This window comes from Luteithermobacter gelatinilyticus, from assembly GCF_005849285.1.
Lineage (GTDB): Bacteria > Pseudomonadota > Alphaproteobacteria > Sphingomonadales > Emcibacteraceae > Luteithermobacter > Luteithermobacter gelatinilyticus.
On the sequence record NZ_CP040517.1, the window covers coordinates 396,759 to 420,860 of the forward strand.

Below are 24,102 nucleotides of genomic sequence, written 5' to 3' on the forward strand. Positions count from 1 at the left end.
CGGTTAATGATCCGGCAGCATAGGAAACATATAAAGAGACTATCGAGGTCATGACATGTCGCTGAACAGAAGAAGTTTCCATAAACGGGTGGCAGGGGGGCTCTTGAGTTGTTTTATTGGCGGGAAAACGGTTTTACTCACGCCCGCAGAGGCAACCCAGAAAAAAATCCCTTTCCGCATCCTGACCCCGGGGGAGGGGCGGCTGCTGTCTCTGCTGGGAGATGCCCTTGTGCCCGGGGCCCGTGAGGCCGGCCTGGCTCATTATGTGGATCATCAGCTGTCCGATACCACAGAACGCAACATGCTGATGCTGCGTTATCTGGGGGTAAGGCCCCCTTTTACCGATTTTTATCGTTCTGCTCTTGGGGCAGTGGCGCAAAGTCTTGAGCAGGCGGCCGGGCGGCCTATGGACGCGGTTTTTGAAAACCCGCCGGCTGAAAAAGAGCTGGAAGACTATATCGCCCGCCTCTCCCGGGAAAACCCGCCGGGCTGGGACAAAATGGAAAATGCGCCGCCAGCGCCGTTTTTCTATTTTGTTCTGCGGGCCGATGCTCTGGACGTGACCTATGGCACCCGGGAGGGGTTTGAGCGTCTCGACATTCCTTATCTGGCCCATATCGAGCCGCAGCGGAGGAGCTGGTCATGACAAAGCTGCCTCAGAAAGAAAAAGTTGACGTGGTGATTGTGGGCTCCGGCGCCGCTGGCAGCCTGATGGCGGCCAAACTTTCGGCGGCCGGCAAGACGGTTGTCATTCTGGAGGCCGGACCGAAACGGGAAATGAAGGACCTGGTCAGTTCCGGGCTTAATGCCCGTCGTCTGAAATGGGCGGGCTCCCCGGTTGAGGAGGCCGGCAACCGACCTGTGGGCAATGGTTTCAACAGCGGTTATGGTACCGGTGGCAGCGCGCTCCATCATTATGCGGTCTGGCCGCGTCTGCATGAAGAAGATTTCAAAATGCGCAGCCTGTATGGTCGGGGACTGGACTGGCCCATAAGTTATGGCGACCTGCGGCCCTGGTATGACCGGGTACAGAAAGAAGTTGGTTTGTCCGGCGATGCGGCGGCGGAAATCTGGCGACCGGCGGGAGCGGCCTATCCGATGGGGCCAGTGCCGGTGTTCGGTCAGGGCGAGGTCATCGCCCGGGGGTTTGAAAAGCTGGACCGGGTTACGGCCCCGCTGCCGCTGGCCATTACCACCGAAGAGTATCAGGGCCGCAGCGCCTGCCTGTGGGATGGTTGGTGTGATGCGGGGTGTCCGATCGGGGCGCTGGCCAATCCGCAGACCATCTATCTGCCCCGTGCCCTCAAGCAGGGGGCCGAATTGCGCCATCGAGCGACGGCGGTTGAAATCCTGACCGATGAGACGGGCGAAAAGGCCGCAGGCGTGGTCTATCTTACGGCCGGGGGAGCGCGTGTTTTTCAGCCGGCGGAACTGGTCGTGCTGGCGGCTTTTGCCGTGCAGACCCCGCGCCTAATGCTGCTGTCCCGTTCGGACAAACATCCCGAGGGGCTCGCCAACCGCAACGGTCTGGTGGGCAAATATGTGATGAGTCATGCCGCCGGTTTGATCTATGGCCTGTTTGACGAGGATACTCAGTGTTATCTGGGGGCGACAGGTGGGCAATTGCTGAATCAGGATAATTATGATCATAAAGACCGCCGCGCCAAAGGCTTCGGAAGTTACCAGTGGATGATCGCCCAAGCCACCAAACCCAATGACCTTCTGGGCTTTGGCGGTAGCGACCCGGCTCTGTTCGGGGCGAAACTCACCAAATTTATGCAACAGGCCACCCGTGGTTTTGCGACCATGACGGCCTGTGTCGAGGATTTGCCGGTGGTGGAAAATCGGGTGACCCTGTCCGAGACGAGGGATCAGCACGGCCTGCCGCTGGCGCATGTGGTGCATAATTCTCATGTCCAGTCCCTGGCTCTTTGGGAAGACAGCCTTGAAGACGGGCGTCGGGTTTTTGAGGCGGCGGGGGCAAGGGAGATCTGGACGGGCCCGCCCGGGGCCATGCATATCATGGGCGGAACCATTATGGGTCAGGACAGCGCCACCTCGGTCACCAACAGCTACGGCCAGACCCATGAAGTGGCCAATTTGTTCATTGCCGGACCGGGCCTGTTCCCCACCAGCGGCGGGGTCAATCCCACTTTTACCATTCATGCGCTGACCCTGCGGGCTGCAGACTATATTGTGAACAACTGGGGCGGGTTGGTGTAGGTCCTTTCTAGAGTGAATTGAGCCAACCTATGCACCATTCACTCTCTATGCACAATTCACTCTGGCTCACGATTGTCTGTTTAAATTTTGTGATATGCATGGGATCCGCCATACTGCGGATGTCGGGACCGCCCCCACAAAAAAGACCCGGGCGTTCGGCCCGGGCCATCCATTACAGTATAAGGTGAGGTCTCTACACTTGGGAGCTTAAAATTTCCGTTTCACGGAAAGATACCATTCGCGGGGCCGGGCATAGACCCCTTCGATCACCCCGTCGGTGGAATTGTCGCCTGCCACCAGATAGGTCTCATCGGTCAGGTTCCGGACCCCCAGATTAACGTTCCACAGATCCGCCTGATCGGCAAACATCAGCGCCGCATTCACCAGATGCAATCCGTCCTGGATCAGTTCCGGCGTGTTTTTGGCATCATTGGCGATTTTTGAGGTATAGGCGTAATCCACTCGCGGTGTCACCGTCCACTCCTCGCCCAGATCCAGGGTGTAACCAACGCCCACATTGACGGACCATTCGGGGGTGTTGACCAATTGATGGTTCAGCGTCAGCCCAGCGGCAATAGCCGGCCCGGTCAGTTCGTTATAGTTAGCGTCCAGATAACCAAGACCGGCCTCGACCACCCAACGTTCATCCGGCACAGCGATCAGTTCCAGTTCCGCGCCCTTGATTTCGGCGGCGGCTGCATTGCGGGTGATGATGCCGATATCCTGATCGGTGCCACCCGGCGTTTTTTCCGTCACGTTCACCTGCATATCGGTGTAATCGCTGTAGAAAAACGCGCCATTTAACCGGACTTGGTTGTCAGCCCAGGTGGATTTGAAGCCCAGTTCATAGGCTTTGACCTTTTCCGGATTTGCGCTCGGTATGTCAGGGCGCGGCGGGAACACCCGCTGGGTGAAGGTGCCGCCCTTGAAGCCTTCGGAGAAGGAGGCATAGGTCATGAAATCCTCGGTCCAGCGATAGGCCAGGTTGACATGGATGTCGAACACCTTGTCGGCCTGTACCCCTTCGAAGGTCGGCAACACCAGCACCCCGACCGGAATCCCCAGGCCATTATCCTGGGCGACGACGGAGTCCGGCGTAAACCGTTTGTCTTCGTCGGTCCAGCGGAACCCGACCGTGGCGCTGAACTGATCAGTCACATCATAGGTGGCCTGGCCAAAGACGGCCTTGGATTCGTTATTGATGCTGCCGCCGCTGTCAAACACAGCGCCGGGAATTTCTACCACATCAATATGTTCGCCTTCTTCCTTGAAATAATACACGCCCAAAATCCAGTTGAGGCGTCCGTCCAGATTATTGCCCAGCAACTGGAATTCCTGGGTGAACTGCTCCTGGGTGAAATCATTTACGGTTTGCAGGATCAACAACGGGGAATGATCCACATCCCGGGCCCAGTAACCGCTCAGCTCCCGATAGGCGGTGATGGATTTAAAGGTCAGGCTTTCATTAATGTCCCAGTCCACCCCGAGGGAAATGCCCCACAGGTCCAGTTCTGATTTGGGCTCCATCGGCCGGCCCAGGAAAGTGTTCACAAAATCGTTGGGGGTGGTGTGGGTGCTGTAGGTACGGAAGGGCCCTGCAATCCACTGCGCATTCCAGCAGGTGGGATCGTTCAGCCGGGCCGGATTGTTTGCATCGGCACAGACGGCGCTGGGGGTCGGCAGGCCATGACGGTTGGTGAACAAGGGCAGAGCCCCGTTGGTGATCAGCGGGAAAAACTGGCTTTCATCCACCCCGATCAGGACGTTGGCCGCCGGGGCCTCGCGCTCGCGGGTGCCGTCGATGGCCAGGTTAACCTCAACAGTGTCGGACGCCAGCCAGCGGAATGCGGCGCGGCCTGCCCAGGCATCTTCATCACCCAGCTCAGGGCCGCCCGGAATCAGATTTTTGACATACCCGTTGCGTTTCTTGCGCGAACCGGCGAAATTGGCAAAAAACGTATCTGAGACTGGCACATTAATGCCGAAACGCACATCGGTGCGATCCTCGCTGCCGATGGTGACTTCGCCATACCCTTCCAGCTCCTCATGGGGTTTTTTGGTCGTGATGCTGATGGCGCCGCCAATGGTGTTGCGCCCGAACAGGGTCCCTTGCGGCCCTTTCAGTACCTCGACCCGTTCCACATCCAGAAGGTCCATGACGCCACCGACGGAGCGCGCAATATACACCCCGTCCACATAAAGCCCCACACCCGGATCGGTCGGCAGGGCCCAGTCGATCTGGCCCACGCCACGAATGTAAATGGCGGCGGCTGAGCTGGTTGCGGCAATGGCGGCCGTGTTGTCAAACACCAGGTTGGGGGTGAATTCTCCAATTTCGGAAATGTCGGAAATTCCGCGGGCCTCCAACCCGCCCGAAGAAAATGCGGTAATGGAAATCGGCGTCTCCTGAAGGTTTTCCTCCCGTTTACGGGCCGTCACCGTAATTTCTTCCAGCATCAGACTGCCGCCATCATCCTGGCTTTCTTCCGCCAGATTTTCCGCCATTCCCGCGGCGGGCAGGGCCGTGAGAGCCAATGCGCTGTATGCTACCCCATAGTACATGAACCGGACGTATTTATTCATCGTCCGCCTTCCCTTGATATTTTCCATTCTGGTATTCCTTCCCTGTTTAATGGACTCAGAAGTTTGATAATTTTATTTGTAGAAAAGATTAGATTTTTATAGGTGTTTTTATTATTAATTTTAAACCTAAAATAATTTTATGAATTGTCAATCATTTTCTTTTTTCAAGTCCTTGTTCTGGCTGTAATAAAAAAGCCGCGCGAGGCGCGGCAGATCGGGCGAGAGGGATTTAATCCTGATAAGGCTTAAGACGCAGGTCTTGATCCTAGCGTGAATTGTGAATAGGTTGACCCATTCTGCCGGTCAGGTCTGGTTCAGGAGCCAGGGGTTTGGCGCAGGCCATACTGGCGGTACGGCCAAGCCAAACCCCGCCGGAACTGGACCAGATCGGCCCGGCCCTTCGGGTTGGCGGCTTGGGGCCGCTCACTTTGTCAGACGCCTGGCCCGATACCCCGCATCGCCCGGCGCCGTCTTCCGCGTGAGGCGGGCCACAATCCGCCAACAGAATTGAGCCAACCTATTCACAATTCACTCTAGCGTGAATTGAGCCAACCTATGCACAATTCATTCTAAGAACAGGAGTGGGGGATTACGATGCCTTTCCGGTGCACTCGCAGGACAGGATCAGGGTCAGCAGATTTTCCACCAGCGCCGTGCGGGCATCGTGATAGGTTTTCAGGGCATCGCGCAGGCCGCGATAGTTTTTCTGATAATACAGGCGGCACAGATCCAGAAGTTCGGTTTGGGCGTTTGGCAGGAAATCGGGTTCATGCAGGCGAATGTAATGGAGACGGTCATTGATGTTCCGAATTTTCCGGACAATTTCGCGGTTGTGAGACTGGCTTGCCACGTGATTGAATAATTGTTCCGTAATCTGGACCAGGGCCTCGGCCTGGATCTGGGCCTCAGCCTCTGTTGGTGACGGCTCGGGAAATAGTCGCGGGGGGCGGACCAGGCCGGTCACCAGATGGCCTTTACGCAAGGCCCCTAGCGACCAGTCCAGCAGCAGCCGGTTCAGGTCATACAGATTGCGGATTTCATGCTCCGTGGGGTGATGGACAAAAAAACCGATTTGTGGCACATCGTCAATCAGCCCTTCGGAAACCAGCCGGTTGAGAACTTCCCGCACAGGTGTGGTGCTGACCCCCAGATCATCGGCCAGATGGCCAATATTAAGCCGGGTTCCGGGTTTGATATGATAGGTCATGACCTGTTGTTTCAGCTGGTCATAGACCCGTTTGATTACAACCTCTGTGGCCATCGCATTCCCCTGAAGATGTCTAGAGTGAATTGAGTCAACTTATTCGCAATTCACTCTAGAATGTCCTTGTTTCTTCTTTATGAGTAAAACGATATTTGCCGTCCAGCGCACCCCTCTGTTCTGGCGTCTGGTCAGCTTTTCTTTTTGGGCTTTCGAGGATGCTTGTTGAGTCGTGGCGTAGGGGGCTTAGAGTGAATTGAGCCAACCTATTCGCAATCCACTCTAGGTCAATCGATAAGAACCTTCTCATATGTTTTGAGTTCCACGATCGTTCCGTCCGGGTCTTTAAGATAAAAGGACTGCCCATAACCCCGGGCGCCCCAGACGCTTTCCGGCTTGCTTAGGGAGACGGTTTGGGCCTGTTGGAGACGATCCAAAATGGCGCGCCACTTTTTCGCCGGGAGCGCCAGGCAAAAATGGTTAAGATTAGGATGCGATGCAGAAGGGGCGGCGGAAGAAGATGGCGGGGCTTTGGGGCGCCACATTTCTGGTGGGAAAATGTCAATAATCAGCGTTTCGGAGAGTCGGACGCTGGGAAAGGGAACCTCTCCGGCCTGAAAGGCGGCCCAGCGTTCCGGTTCCGCTTCCAGCAGGTCGCAATAAAAGCGCAAGGTTTTTTCTACATTGGTGGCGTTTAAGACAATATGGTCCAGGATGATCATGTAGGCCTCATATTGGTGGTTGGCTGATGATAACTCTATGCCGTGTGGGAGATCATAATATCATGATCGGCGCTACAAGGGTTTCAAAAAAACAACTCCAACTATTCTATTATGGGCCAATATGATGGGCCAATATGATGGGAAGAGTTAATCTCATCACAACTGGCTCTGGAAAGCGCAGCCATCCTTGTTGTGATGAGCCTATGAATCCTCTGGATCGCCACACCTGTGTTACGGGTTCGCGATGACTTCTCTCTGCCGTGTGGATTGCGAAGCAGAGCTGAGGGAGGGGTTACGGTTTTCCTCGTCCCCGGGGGCGTCCGCCGTTTGTTCTGCGTCGTGCTTTTCCGTCGGATGAGATGTTTTTGACGGCTTTGGTCAATTCGTCCTCCGTGACTCGACAGTCGCCATTCAGGTCAAGTTTTGCGAAGTTTGGACTGCCGTGCCCTGTAAATTCGTGCCCAGCAAGCCCGTAGCCAGCAGACCCGTGCTTAATAAATTCCTCATAAGACACCAAGGCGTCATGGTTTGTATCGTAAAGGGTCATGTGGTCCCGAGCATAGGCGGGGTGGCTCCAAGGGGTTTCCTGAAACTCTTCCAGGTTTAGTTGACCGTTTTGATCTTTGTCGGCGGCCTGAAATCTTTGGCGTTGCTGCAGGCGGGCGTCCGCGCAAGTGATCAGGCCATCCTGATCAGTATCCAGTTTTTCTTTCAGCCGGTGGCGCATCAGGTCAAGCTGTGCTGATGAGGTATCGGCGTGATGTTTGGGCGATGCGCAGGCGGAGAGTGTCAACAGCACTAAAATTATGCCCTGGCAGGCAGGGGAAAACGGTATATTTTGTAGGGGACGTTTCGTGATCATGAGGGCTCTTTCCTTGCTGCTTTTAGGGGGGATGCATGGCTGTCCCCGTGCCAAAGCAGCGGTTTCCCGTTCCCGCATCTTGTGTTTGATACGCTATTTGCCGAAGAATCCTTTGCGCTGTGGAAAAATTTTTAAAATTCTACTTTTAAAATTCTACGGAGGCTAGAGGCCCGCAGCGATGATATATTTATCTGAATAAATATGGCAAAAAAGACATGGGGTTTGCCCGCGCTCCAGAAGGACGCTGGCTGGTTTTCGGTTTTATTCGGCGTTTTTGGGGCGGCGACTGAGCTGTAGATACTGGATTAGCTATTTGATTCGCAAGGGTTTTATAAAAATATCAATTCTTCTCTGTAGAAAGAAATTTTATTGCGTTTAGCAATCTGGCCGCGAAAACAGAGACAAAAAAGCATCACTGTTGCTAAAAAAGCACACTTTTCTGGATTATCGAATTTTTTTACAAAAAAATAATATCAATCAGAATTTTGTTCTGTTTGTTGATTTTTTATGTTCAGAAAATGTCATTTTTTCTTATGCTGTATTCGAAAAACGGTTTCTTTCTGGCGGGGTGGGGGATCGTGGCGCAGGTTAAAAAAATTGACGGTGATTCAGACTAATGATAGCGTCTCGGCGTTACCTTAATGTTTCACTGTGTGGCCTGTCATCATATTTTGGGGAATGGCAGGAGAGGCATTAAAGGCAACGCACACCATAAAATTAATAACGAATGGTGGAACGATGATCCAAAACGAAAGAGGAGGAAAGTCACTATTTTTCTGAAATCACTATTTTTCTGATGTCTTGGAAGAGGGTCTTTGTGTGGAAGGCCGTCTTGTGGTGTGCATAAGGATGTTCAGGAAAATAGCCACCAGTTGTTATCAACTTCTACGGAGGAATGAACATGAAGAGCGATCTTACATCGCGTCTGAAGTATGGCGTGTCTGCTGTTGCAGTCGCAGCTACTTTTACCCTTGCCGCTCAGGCAGCCCAAGCCCAAGAAACGGCCATGGCCGAAGAAGAAATGATGCTGGAAGAGGTGGTCGTCACCGGTTCCCGTATTAAGCGTAAGGATGTGGAAAGTGTTAGTCCGTTAACTATCACCGGTTCTGAGGAGATTAAATTCAGCGGTTATACCCGTATGGAAGACATGCTGAATACCCTCCCCCAGCTGGAAACTGCGCAAACTGCATTCATTGCCAATGGTGCTACGGGGACGGCGCAGCTGGACCTTCGTGGTTTGAGCCCTATCCGTACCCTGGTTCTGGTTAACGGTCGTCGCCTGCAACCTGGCGGTGTATTCACTAACGCTCCTGACATTAACCAGATTCCGGCTGGCCTTGTTGAGCGTGTCGAAGTGGTCACTGGTGGGGCCTCATCTGCCTACGGGGCAGATGCTGTTGCTGGTGTTGTTAACTTCGTGATGGATAAAAACTTTGAAGGTGTTGAAATTTCTGCCGGTATTGCAGCATATCAACACAATAACGACAATGATTACTTGCCGCCACTGATGGATGAGCGTGGTTTTGAGTATCCCAGCGGCAGCACCTGGGGTGGTGAACAGTATAACATCGACATGATTGCTGGTGGCTCCTTCGCTGATGATCGTGGTCATGTTACTGTGTATGCTAACTGGCGCAAAGTCGAAGAACTGCGTCAGGGAGAAAGGGATTATTCCTCCTGCGCCCTGAATAGTGCTGGTACCTCCTGTGGTGGATCATTTAACGCTATTGTGCCGAACTTCGATATTTATCCTATTGATCCGGACACTGGAGAGACTATCTATACAGGGACCTTTAATGGTGTTGATGCGAACAAATTTGTCACTCTAACGCCTGATGGAGGTTTTACCAGTGCTCTGGGTAATCTTTACAACTACGCCCCCATCAACCATTTCCAGCGCCCGGATGAGCGTTGGTCTGGCGGCGCCTTCCTGAATTATGAAGTGAATGAGTACTTCAAACCTTATATGGAAATCAGCTTCACGCGTGACAGAACCGTGGCGCAGATTGCAGAAAGTGGTACTTTCTTTGCTGAAGAGTATCATCTGAGTTGCTCAACACCGTTGCTCAGTGCTGAACAACAAGCCGCAATTTGCGGTGATTACGGGCTGGGGCCGGATGATGAATTTGCCGTCTATATCGGTAAACGTAACGTTGAAGGTGGTCCTCGTCAGTCCCTTCTGGAGCATAATGCTTTCCGTATTGTAACCGGGAGTGAAGGGGATATTTCCGAAACCTGGAGCTACGATGTTTCCTTCCAGTATGGCTCAACCAGCAGTTCACAGGGCTACGTGAATGACTTCTTCGCCGACAACATCAGGAATGCCATTGATGTCACCGTTGATGGTGAAGGTAACCTTGTGTGTGTTTCCGGTGGGGATTGTGTTCCCTATGAGGTCTTTACCTATCAGGGCGTAACTCCTGAGCAGGCCGCCGGTTTGACAGGTGTTGGTATTCTTCAAGGGATTACCAAGGAATATATCGTCAATGGTTATGTTACCGGCGATCTTCCACTGACCATTCCGAGCGCGAGCAATCCGATCCAGGTTGTATTTGGGGCTGAGTACCGTAAGGAAGTCTTTGAGCGTCTGAGCGACCAAGTCATGGAGGAAGGCCTGCTGTTGGGGCAGGGCGGTCCGACCGTGTCCGTGGCGGGTTCCTATGACGTCAAGGAAATCTTTGGTGAGGCCATAGTTCCGCTTGTCCAGGATACGGATTTTGCTCAGGACCTTTCTTTGGAGCTTGGGTTGCGGTTTTCTGACTATAGTTCTGTAGGGAGTACCGAAACTTATAAAGTTGGGTTGAACTGGCAGCCAGTAGATATGGTGAAGTTCCGTGCCAGCTATAACCGTGCGGTGCGTGCACCGAACGTTACGGAACTGTTTATTCCGCAAAGCATTGGTCTGTGGCAGGGTGAAGATCCTTGCGCCGGTTCGACGCCGGAACTTACTCAGGCTCAATGTGCCAATACGGGTTTGACGGCGGCACAATATGGCAATATTTCAGCCAGCCCCGCCAGCCAGTATAATGGCCTCTTTGGCGGTAACCCGGATCTGGATCCGGAAACGGCCGATACCTGGACGCTGGGCTTGGTAGCTAACCCGGTTGAAGGTTTGCGCCTGAGCGTTGATTACTGGGATATTAAGGTGGAAGACATCATTGACACCATCTCCGAAGAATTGGCCATTACCCAGTGTGGCCTGACAGGTGAGGCAGTTTTCTGTGACCTGATCAACCGTGCGCCTAACGGCAGCCTGTGGCTGGGTCAGGAGGGCTTTGTTACCGCAACCAACATCAACCTTGGTAGCCGTCACTGGCAGGGAATCGACTTCACAGCCGACTATGTTATGGATGCTTGGGACGGTGGAACTTTCCGTGCAGATTTTACCGGGTCTTTATTGCTGAAGAAATTCACAGAAGAGATTCCTGGTCTCGAATCCTCTCAGTATGACTGTAAGGGGGTCATCTCAACGGACTGTTTCGCGTCTCCGAAATGGCGTCACACTCTGCGTCTGACTTATGCGTCTGACAGCTTCTGGACGGCTTCTGTCAAATGGCGTTTCTTCGGTAGTGTGAATAACCCGGATGTAGATGAAGGTCTGAATGCTGGAATCGGGTCTCAGAGCTATTTTGATCTGACCGGTAACTTTGACATCAATGAAACTCTGGGTCTAACAGTAGGGGTGAATAACGTCTTTGACAAAGAACCTCCGATGGTTGGCGGTAGTCTTTCTACAAATGCCAACACTATTGCTGGTTTCTATGATACGTTGGGACGTTATTTCCACGCCACGGTAACGGCTAAATTCTAAACCGACGCGTTTAGAAGAAAGATCCAAATACGAAGCGGCGGGATCTCCCCGCCGCTTTTTTTTATGCCTTGCCCCGAAAACGAAAAAGCCCGGCCGGGCGGGGCCTGGGCCGGGCTTTTGCATTGCGGGTCCAGAAAATCTATTCCTCCTGTGCGTCCGGCTTTTCCTCCAGGCTGAACAGTTCCGTATTGCCGCCGGTGGCGACCGTGTTGATGGTTACGGTTTTTTCGGTGGCAAAGCGGAACAGATAATGCGGGCCGCCGGCCTTGGGCCCGGTCCCGGACAGCCCCTGGCCGCCGAACGGCTGCACGCCGACCACAGCGCCAACGATGTTGCGGTTCACATAGACATTGCCCACATCCAGCCGTTCGGCCAGTTCCCGTGCGCGGCGTTCGATCCGGCTGTGAATGCCAAAGGTGAGGCCGTAGCCGGTTCCGCGCACCTCCTCCAGAATGCGGTCCAGATCACCGGCCCGGTACCGGATCACATGCAGGATGGGCCCGAACACTTCCCGCTCAAGCCGGGTGATGCTGTCAATCTCATAAATCCTCGGGGCGAAGAAAGTGCCTTTGGCGCAGGCCTGAGGAACCTCCAGCGCCGTGACCAGCCGGGCGTCTTGGTCCATACGGGCCGCATGGCTTTCCAGCATGGCGCGGGCGTCCTCATCAATGACCGGCCCCACATCGGTGCTGAGCCTGAGCGGGTCACCAAGCCGCAGACATTGTGTCGCCCCCTTCAGCATTTCCAGAATGGGCTCGGCCACATCTTCCTGAAGATACAGCACCCGGAGCGCGGAACAGCGTTGCCCGGCGGACTGAAACGCCGACGCCAGCACATCATCCACCACCTGTTCCGGCAGGGCCGTGGAATCCACGATCATCACATTCTGCCCGCCGGTTTCCGCAATCAGCGGAACGATCGGACCTTCCCGTTGCGCCAGCGACAGATTGATGGCCCGCGCTGTTTCCGTGGAGCCGGTGAACGCCACCCCGGCGATGCGCCGGTCCGCGACCAGCGGTGCGCCCACCCGGGCCCCGTCGCCCGGCATCAAATGCAGAACCTCCGCCGGCACCCCTGCTTTATGCAGCAATTTTACGGCTTCGGCCGCGATTAGCGGCGTCTGTTCTGCCGGTTTGGCGATGACCGCATTGCCCGCCGCCAGCGCCGCCGCAACCTGACCGGTGAAAATGGCCAGCGGGAAGTTCCACGGGCTGATACAGACAAAAACCCCCCGGCCCTGCAGCTTAAGGTCGTTGTCCTCGCCGGTCGGGCCCGGCAGCGGTTTTTCAGTGGCAAAATGAAGACGAGCCTGCTGGGCGTAATAGCGACAGAAGTCCGCCGCCTCACGCACCTCGGACAATCCGTCAACCAGTGTCCGTCCCGCCTCACGGGAAATCAGACTCATCAGCCGGGCCGTATTCTCCTGTAACAAATCGGCGGCTTTCTCAAGAATTTCCGCGCGGGCATCGCCGCCCAAGCGGTTCCAGTCTTTCTGGGCCCGTACCGCCGCGCCCAGCGCCCGGTCCATGTCTTCCTGTTCCGGAATGCCGACGGTACCCACCACTTCGTCACGATTGGCCGGGTTGCACACATTTTCTGTCGGTCGTTCGACCAGTTGACCACACACGATAGGGCCGCTGCGCCAGTCTTCCCGGGCCGCCTCCTGCATCTCTTGCTCCAGGGTGTCCACCGTCAACGGATCAGCGAGATCAAGCCCCGGCGAGAATACCCGTTTAAGCGGCTCCCGTCCGGAATGGCTGAGGATATCCCGTGGTAGCGGAATATTGGGATGGCGCCGGGGAGTGGCCTGTTCCACCTGGGAAATGACATCCTGCATCAGTTCCTCCACCGGCACAGTCTTGTTCATAAAGCGATTGACAAAGGAACTGTTGGCGCCGTTTTCCAAAAGCCGCCGCACCAGATAAGGCAGCAGGTCCCGGTGCGCCCCCACCGGCGCATAAACCCTCAGGGAAACGGGATTGTCCAAGGTGCTGAACAACTGTTCATACATCAGATGTCCCATACCGTGCAGGCGCTGGAATTCAAAATCCCGGTCTTCGCCCGCCAGTTCCAAAACCATGGCGATGGTATAGGCGTTATGGGTCGCAAACTGCGGATAGATCACGTCGCGTGCGGCCATCAGCCGTTCGGCGCATACCTGATAGGACAGGTCCGTTGTCGGCTTGCGGGTATAGACCGGATAATCCGGCAGCCCCATCTGCTGTGCATGTTTGATTTCGCTGTCCCAATAAGCGCCCTTGACCAGCCGCACCATGAATTTGCGATCCGTTTCCCGGGCCAGTCGCACCAGCCAGTCCAAAACATAAGGCGCACGTTTCTGATAGGCCTGAACCACCAGGCCCAGCCCGTCCCAGTCGGCGAGTGTTTCATCCCGAGCCAACGCTTCAAAAATATCGAGGGAAATGTCCAGCCGGTCGGCTTCTTCCGCATCAATGGTAAAACCGAGCCCGCCGGCCTTGGCTGCTGCTGCCAGTTCCTTGATGCGCGGCAGCATTTCACGCATCACCAGGTCACGCTGGGCATATTCATAACGTGGATGCAGGGCGGAAAACTTGACGGAAATGCCGTCCGCCTCGCGCACATTGTTCTTTTTATTGGCGGTGGAGATTTTATTGATTGCCGACATATACGCCTGGAAATACCGGTCGGCATCGGCCATGGTACGGGCCCCTTCCCCCAGCATGTCAAAGGAAAACCGCGTCCCCGGATGGTTCAGCTTCAGACCGCGCTGGGTCGCTTCTTCAATGGTGCGGCCCAGAACATACTGGCTGCCCATGATTTTCATGGCCTGCATTACCGCGGAGCGGATCACCGGTTCACTGGCGCCGGAGACGATTTTCTTGATCCAGCTGCGCGGATTCTTTTCGGCATCTTCGCCCAGTTCCACAACCCGCCCGGTCAGCATCAAGCCCCAGGTCGAGGCATTGACCAGTGGTGATTCCGAATGCCCCAGGTGTTCGTCCCATTTGCCGGAACGCACCTTTTCTGCTATCAGGTCATCGGCCGTTTCCCCGTCCGGCACCCTAAGCAGGGCTTCAGCCAGACACATCAGGGCCACGCCTTCCTTGTTGGACAGGCCGAACTCCTGAAGAAAATAATCCATGGTGCCCTGTTTGTCGCTTTTGGACCGAGACAGGGTCACCAGATTACGGGCGCGCTCGACAATGCGTTCGCGCGCGGCATGGGTCAGGCCCGAAGCCCGGATCAGATTGCGGATACAGCTTTCCTCATCCGCATGGGTGGCCTGGCGTATGGCGCGGCGGAGATCCGCGAGGCTCTGTGAATGCACCATGGAAATCAGGGACAGGTCATACATGTTCGATCTCTTCGCTTGTTCAGACTAAGTTTCGTCTGAAATATATCAAGGCGTAAGCAGATTATGTTGCTATATTCGCGAAATAAACGATATTCTGACTAATATTTCACAGAAAAATCAGAATAAAAAACTAAATGAAGAGGTGTCAGCACAGTGGCACGCTGACGGCCAGACCGCCTTTAGAGGTTTCCTTGTATTTATCCTGCATATCCCGGCCGGTCTGATTCATGGTTTCAATCACTTTGTCCAGCGAGACCATATGTTTGCCGTCGCCGCGCAGGGCAAGGCGGGCGGCATCAATGGCCTTAACCGCGCCCATGGCATTGCGTTCGATACACGGGACCTGCACCAGTCCGCCGATGGGATCGCAGGTCAGGCCCAGATTATGTTCCATGCCGATCTCAGCGGCATTTTCCACCTGTTCGTTGCTGCCGCCCATGGCCGCCGCCAGCCCCCCTGCCGCCATGGAACAGGCCACGCCTACTTCCCCTTGGCAGCCCACTTCCGCCCCGGAGATGGAGGCGTTTTTCTTATACAGTGACCCGATGGCCGCCGCAGTCAGGAGGAAGGTGTGAATGCCGTCTTCGCCGTGCCGATTGTAAAACCGGTCATAATATCTCAGTACCGCGGGAATGATTCCGGCCGCGCCATTGGTGGGGGCGGTAACCACCCGGCCGCCGGCGGCGTTTTCCTCATTCACCGCCAGCGCCCACAGGTTGATCCAGTCCAGTATAATGGTGGGATCGGCAAGCTGTTTTTCCTGACTCTCCCGAAGGCTCTTGCACAAGGCATGGGCCCGGCGGGTGACGTTCAGGCCACCGGGCAGGGTACCGGTCTGGCTGCACCCGCGGTCGATACAGTTTTCCATGGCCTGATGGATGTCATTCAGCTGGTCCCGCACCATCCTTTCAGGTGCCAGAATCTTTTCATTGGCGAACATCAGCTCTGCAATGGTCAAATTGTGCTGCCGGCAAAGGTCCAGTAACTCCGCCGCATTGTCAAACGGATAGGGCACTTTTACCTCCGGCTCGGCGGGCTGGTTGCTGCCGATATCCTGTTCCGACTGAACAAAACCGCCGCCTACGGAATAATACACTTCCCGGGCCAGAAGTTCGCCGTCCTGGTCATAGGCAAAAAATTCCAGACCGTTGCTGTGATAGGGAAGCTGTTCTTCCATGCGGTACTGGAAGGTTGTCTTTTCGTCGAACTGGATGGGGTGGCGCCCCAGAAGTGCAATTTTTCCCGTTTGCCGGACCGCATTCAGCCGTTCTTCTATGATGTCCGGGTCGATGGTGGCAGGGTTATGCCCTTCCAGCCCCAGGATCAGGGCCTTGTCGGTGCCGTGGCCGATGCCGGTCAGGGCCAGAGAGCCGTAAATAGTGACGCCAATCGAAGAGGTTGTTGACAGGCGATCTGCAGCGTCGAGCGCCTTGAGGAAACGGCGGGCCGCAACCATCGGCCCCACGGTGTGGGAGCTGGACGGACCGATGCCGATTTTGAAAAGCTCAAAGGCACTAAGATACATTGTTCACTCCGCATGAAAAAATGCGGGATGTCATATGACCTTCAGGAGGACTGTGCAGTCTGTACTGCGCCGGCCGGTTTGAAACGTGACGTTTATAAACGCGGCGTCTTAAACGTGGCTGGCCTTGCCGTTCAGACTTTTTTCAATCGCCCTGATATGGTCCAGAACACGAAACCATTTATTCGCCTGGCAAATCTGAATCGCTTGAGACCGTCCCATGCGACGAACCAGCTGGCGCGCCAGGGTTTCAATGGTTTCCTCACCCATAGTCTTACTCATTTTTTTAGCTGCTTTATTATGCCGCACTGTATTTCGGGGCCGCAACCCCGATAAATTTCAGACTACACCAGCCTATTTTTTATGCAACACAAATTCATCGCGCAGTCACAAAAAAACAATTTATTGCAATACCTTGCCCGGTTTTCGATGAAAATTTTTCCAGAACCGCCTTTTTTAGTCAGAGATTCGGGCCATGGGAGGGCCTTGACCACGACCTTTTCTGCGCCATGGCTTCAGCCAAAAAAGGGGGATGGAAAAAAGGGGCTCTTCGTTTTGGAAGAGCCCCTGAGTATCGGCATTTAGGAGAAACAAGAGAACCCGCATGCTTTCAGATCATCCCGGTCATATATTGACCTGCATAAAGGTAAGAGTGCCACCTGTTGGGGACAATATATAATCTGTCCCCCGAACCTTCATGATAAGGACATGATGGCAAAGCCACCCCCATCATATCCCGACTGCAAGCATGCGTGGTCCCTGGGTTGGGGCCGCGCCATGCGGTCTGGCCCCTGCATTCACATCATTCGCCGGAAAGGCTTGAACAGTCCGGAGAATGACTTTAAAATCACCAAAAGCTCGAAAGCCTTGATTCGTCTACAGACTATCTTCAAAAAAGCAGAATATGTTGCTATATTAGAATTAAATTTGGAATAATATCTATTTTCAGATCACAAAAACAGTATAAAGAACTATGCCTCCAGACACTCAGCGCCGACTGGACCGGATTGACCGTAAAATCCTTCGCATCCTGCAAGAGGACGGACGGATTCCCAATGTCAAGCTGGCCCAGATGATCAATCTCAGTCCCACCCCCTGTCTTGAACGGGTCAAGCGCCTGGAACGGGAAGGGTATATCCGGGGGTATGTGGCGCTTCTGGAACCCCGACTTCTTGATGCCGGGCTGGTGTCGTTCGTGGAGGTGTCGCTTGACCGGACCACTACCCGGGCGCTGGATAATTTCCGGGAAGAGGTTTTGCGCATGGAAGAGGTTCAGGAGTGTCACATGGTGGCCGGCGGGTTCGATTACCTGATCAAGGTCAGAACCCGGGATATGGAACATTATCGCCGTTTTCTGGGCGAAAAACTGTCGACCATCAAAGACGTTAGCAGCACGCACACCTATGTGGCCATGGAAGAAGTCAAGGCCACCAGTGCAATTACCATCCCCGATACTTGATCGCGTCTGATATTTTCTCTATATGAAAAGCTCCCAAAAAAACAGACTGGAGTATCGGTTTATGACGAAGATTACCTTCATCACGGAAGATGAAACCCGCTATGAGGTGGACGCGGAAGATGGGGCGTCCGTCATGGAAGCGGCCGTGAATAACGGCGTCCCCGGCATTGATGCCGATTGTGGTGGCGCCTGCGCCTGTGCCACCTGTCATATTATTGTGCCCGACACCTTCAAGGCCCTTACCGGTACGCCGGGGGAAGATGAAAACTCGCTGCTTGATTTTCTCGACAATCGTGAAGAAAACAGCCGCCTGAGCTGTCAGATCGAAGTGTCCGGAGCGCTTGACGGAATGGAAGTTCGCGTTCCGGCGGCCTGATTCTCAGCCCTTTCTCAACATGTTGATGATGCCGGAAAAGTCCGTGTTGGCATTTCCGGCTTCCGTATACTGGCTGTATAGCTGTTCCGCCAATGCTCCCAGAGGGGTCTGGGCCCCGCTGTTTTTTGCTGCAGACTGGGACAGTCTCAGGTCTTTGAGCATCATGGCGGCGGCGAAGCCGGGTTTATAGTCGTTATTGGCCGGCGAGGTGGGGACGGGCCCCGGTACCGGGCAATAGGAGGTCAGCGACCAGCACTGTCCGGATGCCTTAGAGGAAATATCGAACAGTTTTTGCGCATCAAGCCCCAGTTTTTCCGCCAGAACAAACCCTTCCGCCACGGAAATCATCTGGATTGCCAACATCATATTGTTGCAGATTTTTGCGGCCTGGCCGGCCCCGGCATCACCAGCATGGATAATGTTGGCACCCATGACGTCCAGATAAGGACGGGCCGCGTCAAAGGCTTCTGCCGTGCCGCCGACCATGAAAGTGAGTGAGCCGGCCGCCGCCGCCGCGACACCGCCGGAGACCGGGGCGTCCACCATAAGAATATTTTTTTGGGCCGCTGCGGCGATGACTTCCCGGGCGCTGTCCACATCAATAGTGGAACAATCCATCAGGATGGCCTCGGGGCGGCAATGGGCCAGAACCCCGTCTGGTTCCAGATACACCGTTTTGACATGTTGCCCGGCCGGTAGCATGGTGACCACGGCATCGGCGCCTTTAACGGCGTGGGCCGCGCTTTCCGCCGCCACGACACCATCGACCTCAAGGGCCGCCACCGCTTGCGCATTCAGGTCAAACGCGTTGACCTGGTGTCCGGCCTTTAAAAGATTGCGGGCCATGCCGCTGCCCATATTGCCCAGTCCGATAAATGCTATTGTCGCCATAATGCAGCTCCCGTCATTGTGTTCGATAGTGTCCTGCCCGAAACCCCAACCTCAGAGTTTCAAATCCCTGTCCCCAAGGCTCTCAAAATGTTTCAGCACATGATCCCGGCTCACCTCTTCCAGTGACGCCGGCGACCAGCGCGGGCTATTGTCCTTGTCAATCAGCACCGCCCGCACGCCCTCGAAAAAGTCGCTCTGATAGGAGACCAAGTGATTGACCAGCCGGTATTCCATGATCATACAGTCATCAAAATCCAGTGTTGCTCCGCGTTTCAGCTGTTCCATAACCAGTTTCTGGCTGGTGGGGGACAGACGGCGCAAGCCGGTGAGTGTCTGGCGGGCCCAGTCATGATCCAGAGCATCCAGATGATCATAAATGTCTTCCACGCTGTCTTCATCAAATGCCGCGTCGATCAGGTCCCGGAATTCATCCAGCGGTGCCGCGCCCGGATCCTCAGCGAACCCGGCAATGACCTCATCCACATCCTGGGGACCGTTGAGGGGGCGTTCCACCAGTGCCGCTTTCAGTGCCGCAAGCCGGTCGGAAGGCACATAAGCGGTGCCGATACCGGCATATAACGTATCCGCCGCCTTGAGCCGTGCGCCGGTAAGGCCCAGATAAAGCCCCAGCCGTCCGGGCAGGCGCGGTAGAAAGTAACTGCCGCCCACATCGGGGATCAACCCAATGCCGGTTTCCGGCATGGCAAACAGGGTGCGTTCCGTCACGATCCGGTGTGAGCCATGCACCGAGACGCCCACACCGCCGCCCATGGCAATGCCATCAATCAGCGCGATATAGGGTTTGGGAAAATGAAAAATCCGGGCATTCATGCGGTATTCGGTGGCAAAGAATTCTTCGGCGGCCCGAGGGTCCTTCGGCCCGTTTTCCGCCAGCGCCCGCACGTCTCCGCCGGCGCAGAACGCTTTTTCACCGCTGCCTTCAATAATAACTGCCTGAATGTCCTCGCGCCCGGCCCAGTAGATCAGTTTTTCATCCAGCGCCCGGCACATGGCGGTGCTCAGCGCATTGAGCGTCCGGGGGCGATTCAAGATGACAATCCCCAGGCCGCCCTTTTCTTCAAACAGTATTTCGGCTTCGCTGGTCATAGGCTCTCCTTATTTTTCTATGGGGCGGTATTTTTCTATGGGCCAGTATTTTTCCATGGACCGGTCAGGCCAGAAGCTGGCGGGAAACGATCAACCGCATGATCTCGTTGGTGCCTTCCAGGATTTGGTGCACCCGCACGTCCCGGAGGAACCGTTCTACCGGATAATCCCTGAGATAACCATAACCGCCGTGCAGCTGCAACGCCTCATTGACCACTTTGAACCCTGTATCCGTGGCCAGGCGTTTGGCCATGGCCGCATATCGGGTAGCTTCCGGTGCGCCGGCGCTGACCATGGCGGCGGCCTTGTGGAGCAGAAGCCGCGCGGCTTCCAGTTCCGTCGCCATGTCCGCCAGTCTGAATTGCAGGGCCTGGAAATCGGCGAGAGGCTTGCCGAACTGTTTGCGGTCCTTCATATAGGTGATGGTCAGGTCAAGGCAGGCCTGCGCCGCGCCCAGGGAACAGGCGCCGATATTGAGTCGGCCGCCGTCCAGGCCTTTCATGGCGATTTTGAACCCTTCGCCTTCTGCGCCCAGCCGGTTGCTTGCCGGCACCCGGCAGTCCTCAAAGATCACCATGCTGGTGGGTTGGCTGTGCCAGCCCAATTTTTTCTCTTGTGCGCCAAAACTGAGCCCTGGCGTCTCCTTTTCCACCACCAGGGCGCTGATGCCTTTCGGGCCGTCTTCGCCGGTGCGCACCATGACCACATACACGTCCGAACGCCCGCCGCCGGAAATAAACGCCTTGCTGCCGTTCAGCACATAATGATCGCCGTCCCGCACCGCCCGGGTCTTAAGCGCTGCCGCGTCGGAGCCGGAGCCGGGTTCCGTCAGGCAATAACTGCCAACCAAGTCAAATTTTGCCAGTCCTGGGCAGTATTTCCGGCGTAATTCATCCGAACCGTACCGGTCGATCATCCAGGTGACCATGTTATGGATGCTCAGAAACGCCGCTGTGGAGGTGCAACCTTTGGACAGCTCCTCAAAGATGATGGCCGCATCCAGACGGTCCAGGCCGGACCCGCCGACGTCTTCGCGGACGTAAATGGCCGCTAGGCCCAGCTCTGCGGCCTGTTTCAGCTTGTCCTCGGGAAAATGATGGGTTTCATCCCATTTTGCGGCATGGGGGGCAAATTCCCGCTCCGCGAAATCCCGGGCCATATCCTGGATGGCCCGCTGTTCTTCTGTAAGACTGAAGTCCATATGCGTATCCTTTGATTGGCAAACGGTCTCTGGTCCTGAAATCACCAAGGCCCGGCAGAAGCCGGGCCCTGGTTCCGCCCGTTACTTCAGGGTCGGAATGGAGAAATCGGTGGCCAGTGTTTTTTCGGACCAGCGCGCGGTAACGGTTTTTACCTTAGTATAAAACCGCACGGCTTCCTGGCCATACTGGTTGTGATCCCCAAAGGCGGACTGTTTCCATCCGCCAAAGCTGTAGAAGGCCAGCGGGACGGGGATCGGCACATTGATGCCGACCATGCCCACTTCCACCTTGTCCGCATAGGTGCGGGCTGCTGCGCCGTTGCGGGTGAAGATGGAGGTGCCGTTTCCATATGGGTGTTCGGTGGCCAGTGCCAGACCTTCTTCAAAGGTCTTGACCCGCACCAGTTGCAACACCGGCCCGAAGATTTCTTCCTGATAGGAGCGCATATGCGGTTTGACATTGTCAAACAGGCTGCCGCCTAGGAAAAAGCCGTTTTCATAACCGGGCAGGGTAAAGTTGCGGCCATCCACAACCAGGTCGGCGCCTTCCTCCACGCCCATCTGGATATAATTCATGACCTTTTCCCGATGTTCCCGGGTCACCAGCGGGCCCATCTCCAGCCCTCTTTCATGGCTGGGGCCGATTTTGAGCGCCTTGACGCGGGGTTTCAGGAGTTCCACCAGCTTGTCGGCCACTTCGTCGCCCACACAGACCCCAACGGAAATCGCCATGCAACGTTCGCCGGCGGATCCATAGGCCGCCCCCATCAGGGCATTGGCTACATCCTCCAGATCCGCATCCGGCAGGATCAGCATGTGGTTCTTGGCCCCGCCCATGGCCTGACAGCGTTTGCCGTGGGCGGTGGCAGTTTTATAGACCTCTTTGGCAATGGGGGTGGAGCCCACGAAACTTACGGCCTTGACCCGTTCATCCGTGAGCAGCACATCCACAGCTTCCTTGTCGCCATTGATAACGTTAAATACGCCTTTGGGACCGCCGGCTTCCACAAACAATTCTGCCAGCCGCAGCGGACAACCCGGATCCTTTTCGGAGGGTTTAATGACCACGGTGTTGCCGCAGGCGATGGCCATGCATGCCATCCACAGCGGGATCATGGCCGGGAAGTTGAACGGGGTGATGCCCACGCAGACGCCCAGAGGTTTACGCATGGAATAAAGATCAATTCCCCCGGACACGCCGTCGGAAAATTCTCCTTTCTGCAATTGCGGAATGCCGCTGGCAAATTCCGCAACCTCGATACCGCGTAGCACGGAGCCCATGGCGTCTTCAAACACCTTGCCATGTTCGGAAGAGACCAGTTCGGCCAGCTCCGGCTGATGTTCATACAGCAACTGGGTGTAGCGGGCCATAATGCGGGAGCGTTGTAACACGGAGGTAGCGGCCCAGGCCGGGAATGCCGCTTCGGCAGCTGCCAGCGCCTTGTCCACATCGTCCTGGTTGGCAAAGGGGACCTGAGCACTCACTTTGCCCAGGGTCGGGTTGTACACGTCACCAAACCGGTTGCTGCTGCCGGTGAAATGCTCACCATTGATAAAATGGGTATAGGTTTTGGTCATGGTTCCTTCTCCGGATCATCAGGGCCGCATGGGCCCCGTCTCAAGCTGACATTTTGGGCCGACTGGCCGTGGTTGACGGGCCATTGCCCGATCAAGCCAATCGTCGAAATTTTGTGCCTCGCCCCTGTTTTGACCCAACAGGTGTATTTTTATTGCAGTTTAATAGAGACAAAAATGCAAGGCTATGACAAAATACTCACACTTAATCTGCAAAAATGCACAATATGAACCGGGCTGAAATGAGCCGGGCCAAAATGTTCTTCTCAGGATCGGGAGCCTTGAAGACAGGACAGTTTTTGAAAAATGTATGACTGGAATGATCTGAAATATTTTCTGGAATTGTCACGCCGCGGCAAACTGGTGACAGCGGCGCAGCGGCTGCATGTGGATCATACCACGGTAAGCCGGCGCATTGCGGCGCTGGAAAAGGCGCTTGATGCCCGTTTGTTTGACAAATCCCCGCGGGGGTATCAACTGACCGATGCCGGGCTACGGCTGTTGCCATTGGCCGAGCAGATGGAGGCGCAGTCCAACACGTTGTATCAGGAAATTTCCGGCAAGGACGCCAGCACCTCGGGCACGGTGCGCCTCGCCGCGCCGGAAGCGGTCGGCACCCAGATTGTGGCCCGGCATCTGCGGGAATTCCGGGCCCAATATCCCCATATTGAACTGGAACTGATCGCGGAAACCCGGCGCATGAGCCTGTCAAAACGCGAAGCGGATATCGCCATTTCCCTGGCCCGGCCGGATTCCGGGCGGTTGGTGGCCTGGAAGCTCAGTGATTACCGGCTGCGGCTTTATGGCACCCGGGCCTATCTGGATACGCACCCGCCGATCCGCCGTCGCGAGGACCTCACCGGCCATGATTTTATCGGCTATATTGATGATCTGATCCAGATGCCAGAACTGCGTTTTATTGACGATGTAATCCGCGATCCCCACTTGGTGTTTCGCAGCACCAATGTCATGGCCCAGTATAACGCAGTTCTCGATGGGGTAGGGCTGGCGATGGTGCATTGTTTTATGGCCAGCGCGGAACGGCAACTGGTGCCGGTACTGCCGGATGAAATTTACATTGATCGCCAATATTGGCTGGTGGTGCATGAGGACCTGAGGAAGGTTGCCCGCATTGACGCGGTGTGCCGGTTTCTTACCACCCTGTTCCGTAATCAGCGCTCCCTGATGATGGGGCTGGGCTGAATTTCCCCTCCCGTCTTTGCCCTGGATGG

Annotated in this window: 18 protein-coding genes; 7 read left to right on the forward strand and 11 right to left on the reverse strand. The window is 55.4% G+C overall.

What is annotated here, in order from left to right; genetic code table 11:
* The first annotated feature begins 55 nt into the window (after positions 1 to 55).
* Both FE788_RS01800 and FE788_RS01805 read left to right on the forward strand, forming a co-directional pair.
* Positions 56 to 646: a gluconate 2-dehydrogenase subunit 3 family protein gene (locus FE788_RS01800; RefSeq protein WP_138379029.1), complete on the forward strand. Its 591-nt coding sequence runs from the start codon at positions 56 to 58 to the stop codon at positions 644 to 646.
* Positions 643 to 2,223 carry a GMC family oxidoreductase gene (locus FE788_RS01805; protein ID WP_138379030.1) on the forward strand — a complete coding sequence of 527 codons (1,581 nt, stop codon included), beginning with the start codon at positions 643 to 645 and terminating at the stop codon, positions 2,221 to 2,223. The genes FE788_RS01800 and FE788_RS01805 overlap by 4 nt, the downstream gene beginning before the upstream one ends.
* Before the next feature lie 207 nt (positions 2,224 to 2,430).
* Here FE788_RS01805 and FE788_RS01810 read toward each other — a convergent pair whose 3' ends face one another.
* The gene (locus FE788_RS01810; RefSeq protein WP_168190221.1) at positions 2,431 to 4,806 is read right to left on the reverse strand and encodes a TonB-dependent receptor; all 2,376 of its coding nucleotides are present in this window, start codon (positions 4,804 to 4,806) and stop codon (positions 2,431 to 2,433) included.
* 329 nt (positions 4,807 to 5,135) lie between these two features.
* Between FE788_RS01810 and FE788_RS13990 the strand changes: the two genes are divergently transcribed.
* A complete protein-coding gene (locus FE788_RS13990; RefSeq protein ID WP_168190222.1) occupies positions 5,136 to 5,288 on the forward strand; it encodes a hypothetical protein in 153 nt (50 codons plus the stop codon).
* A gap of 107 nt (positions 5,289 to 5,395) precedes the next feature.
* Here FE788_RS13990 and FE788_RS01815 read toward each other — a convergent pair whose 3' ends face one another.
* The 3 genes from FE788_RS01815 to FE788_RS01825 form a co-directional block, all read right to left on the reverse strand.
* On the reverse strand, positions 5,396 to 6,067 hold the full coding sequence (locus FE788_RS01815) for a GntR family transcriptional regulator (protein WP_138379032.1): 672 nt from the start codon (positions 6,065 to 6,067) through the stop codon (positions 5,396 to 5,398).
* Between the two features lie 227 nt (positions 6,068 to 6,294).
* Complete coding sequence (locus FE788_RS01820; RefSeq protein ID WP_138379033.1) at positions 6,295 to 6,729, reverse strand: VOC family protein; 435 nt, start codon at positions 6,727 to 6,729, stop codon at positions 6,295 to 6,297.
* Positions 6,730 to 7,021: 292 nt separating this feature from the next.
* On the reverse strand, positions 7,022 to 7,528 hold the full coding sequence (locus FE788_RS01825; protein ID WP_168190223.1) for an EF-hand domain-containing protein: 507 nt from the start codon (positions 7,526 to 7,528) through the stop codon (positions 7,022 to 7,024).
* Between the two features lie 964 nt (positions 7,529 to 8,492).
* On the opposite strand from FE788_RS01825, the gene FE788_RS01830 reads away from it, so the two are divergent.
* Positions 8,493 to 11,402 carry a TonB-dependent receptor domain-containing protein gene (locus FE788_RS01830; protein WP_138379035.1) on the forward strand — a complete coding sequence of 970 codons (2,910 nt, stop codon included), beginning with the start codon at positions 8,493 to 8,495 and terminating at the stop codon, positions 11,400 to 11,402.
* 139 nt (positions 11,403 to 11,541) lie between these two features.
* Here the strand turns inward: FE788_RS01830 and putA are convergent, their stop codons facing one another.
* The 3 genes from putA to FE788_RS13995 all read right to left on the reverse strand — a co-directional run bounded on the left by putA (position 11,542) and on the right by FE788_RS13995 (position 16,543).
* Positions 11,542 to 14,739 (reverse strand): bifunctional proline dehydrogenase/L-glutamate gamma-semialdehyde dehydrogenase PutA, encoded by a 3,198-nt coding sequence (gene putA, locus FE788_RS01835; RefSeq protein ID WP_210414090.1) that lies wholly within the window; start codon positions 14,737 to 14,739, stop codon positions 11,542 to 11,544.
* A gap of 145 nt (positions 14,740 to 14,884) precedes the next feature.
* Positions 14,885 to 16,264: an L-serine ammonia-lyase gene (locus FE788_RS01840; RefSeq protein WP_138379036.1), complete on the reverse strand. Its 1,380-nt coding sequence runs from the start codon at positions 16,262 to 16,264 to the stop codon at positions 14,885 to 14,887.
* Between the two features lie 108 nt (positions 16,265 to 16,372).
* Complete coding sequence (locus FE788_RS13995) at positions 16,373 to 16,543, reverse strand: hypothetical protein (RefSeq protein WP_168190224.1); 171 nt, start codon at positions 16,541 to 16,543, stop codon at positions 16,373 to 16,375.
* Between the two features lie 691 nt (positions 16,544 to 17,234).
* On the opposite strand from FE788_RS13995, the gene FE788_RS01845 reads away from it, so the two are divergent.
* Positions 17,235 to 17,720, forward strand: a complete 486-nt coding sequence (locus FE788_RS01845) for an Lrp/AsnC ligand binding domain-containing protein (protein WP_138379037.1) — start codon at positions 17,235 to 17,237, stop codon at positions 17,718 to 17,720.
* Positions 17,721 to 17,781: 61 nt separating this feature from the next.
* A complete protein-coding gene (locus FE788_RS01850) occupies positions 17,782 to 18,096 on the forward strand; it encodes a 2Fe-2S iron-sulfur cluster-binding protein (protein ID WP_138379038.1) in 315 nt (104 codons plus the stop codon).
* Positions 18,097 to 18,099: 3 nt separating this feature from the next.
* On the opposite strand, the gene mmsB is transcribed toward FE788_RS01850, so the two are convergent.
* From mmsB to FE788_RS01870, 4 genes are all read right to left on the reverse strand, one after another.
* Complete coding sequence (gene mmsB, locus FE788_RS01855) at positions 18,100 to 18,987, reverse strand: 3-hydroxyisobutyrate dehydrogenase (protein ID WP_138379039.1); 888 nt, start codon at positions 18,985 to 18,987, stop codon at positions 18,100 to 18,102.
* 51 nt (positions 18,988 to 19,038) lie between these two features.
* Positions 19,039 to 20,094: an enoyl-CoA hydratase/isomerase family protein gene (locus tag FE788_RS01860; protein WP_138379040.1), complete on the reverse strand. Its 1,056-nt coding sequence runs from the start codon at positions 20,092 to 20,094 to the stop codon at positions 19,039 to 19,041.
* Between the two features lie 64 nt (positions 20,095 to 20,158).
* The gene (locus FE788_RS01865; protein ID WP_138379041.1) at positions 20,159 to 21,295 is read right to left on the reverse strand and encodes an isobutyryl-CoA dehydrogenase; all 1,137 of its coding nucleotides are present in this window, start codon (positions 21,293 to 21,295) and stop codon (positions 20,159 to 20,161) included.
* Between the two features lie 81 nt (positions 21,296 to 21,376).
* On the reverse strand, positions 21,377 to 22,873 hold the full coding sequence (locus FE788_RS01870) for a CoA-acylating methylmalonate-semialdehyde dehydrogenase (protein WP_138379042.1): 1,497 nt from the start codon (positions 22,871 to 22,873) through the stop codon (positions 21,377 to 21,379).
* 303 nt (positions 22,874 to 23,176) lie between these two features.
* Between FE788_RS01870 and FE788_RS01875 the strand changes: the two genes are divergently transcribed.
* Complete coding sequence (locus tag FE788_RS01875) at positions 23,177 to 24,073, forward strand: LysR family transcriptional regulator (protein ID WP_138379043.1); 897 nt, start codon at positions 23,177 to 23,179, stop codon at positions 24,071 to 24,073.
* Positions 24,074 to 24,102: the final 29 nt, after the last annotated feature.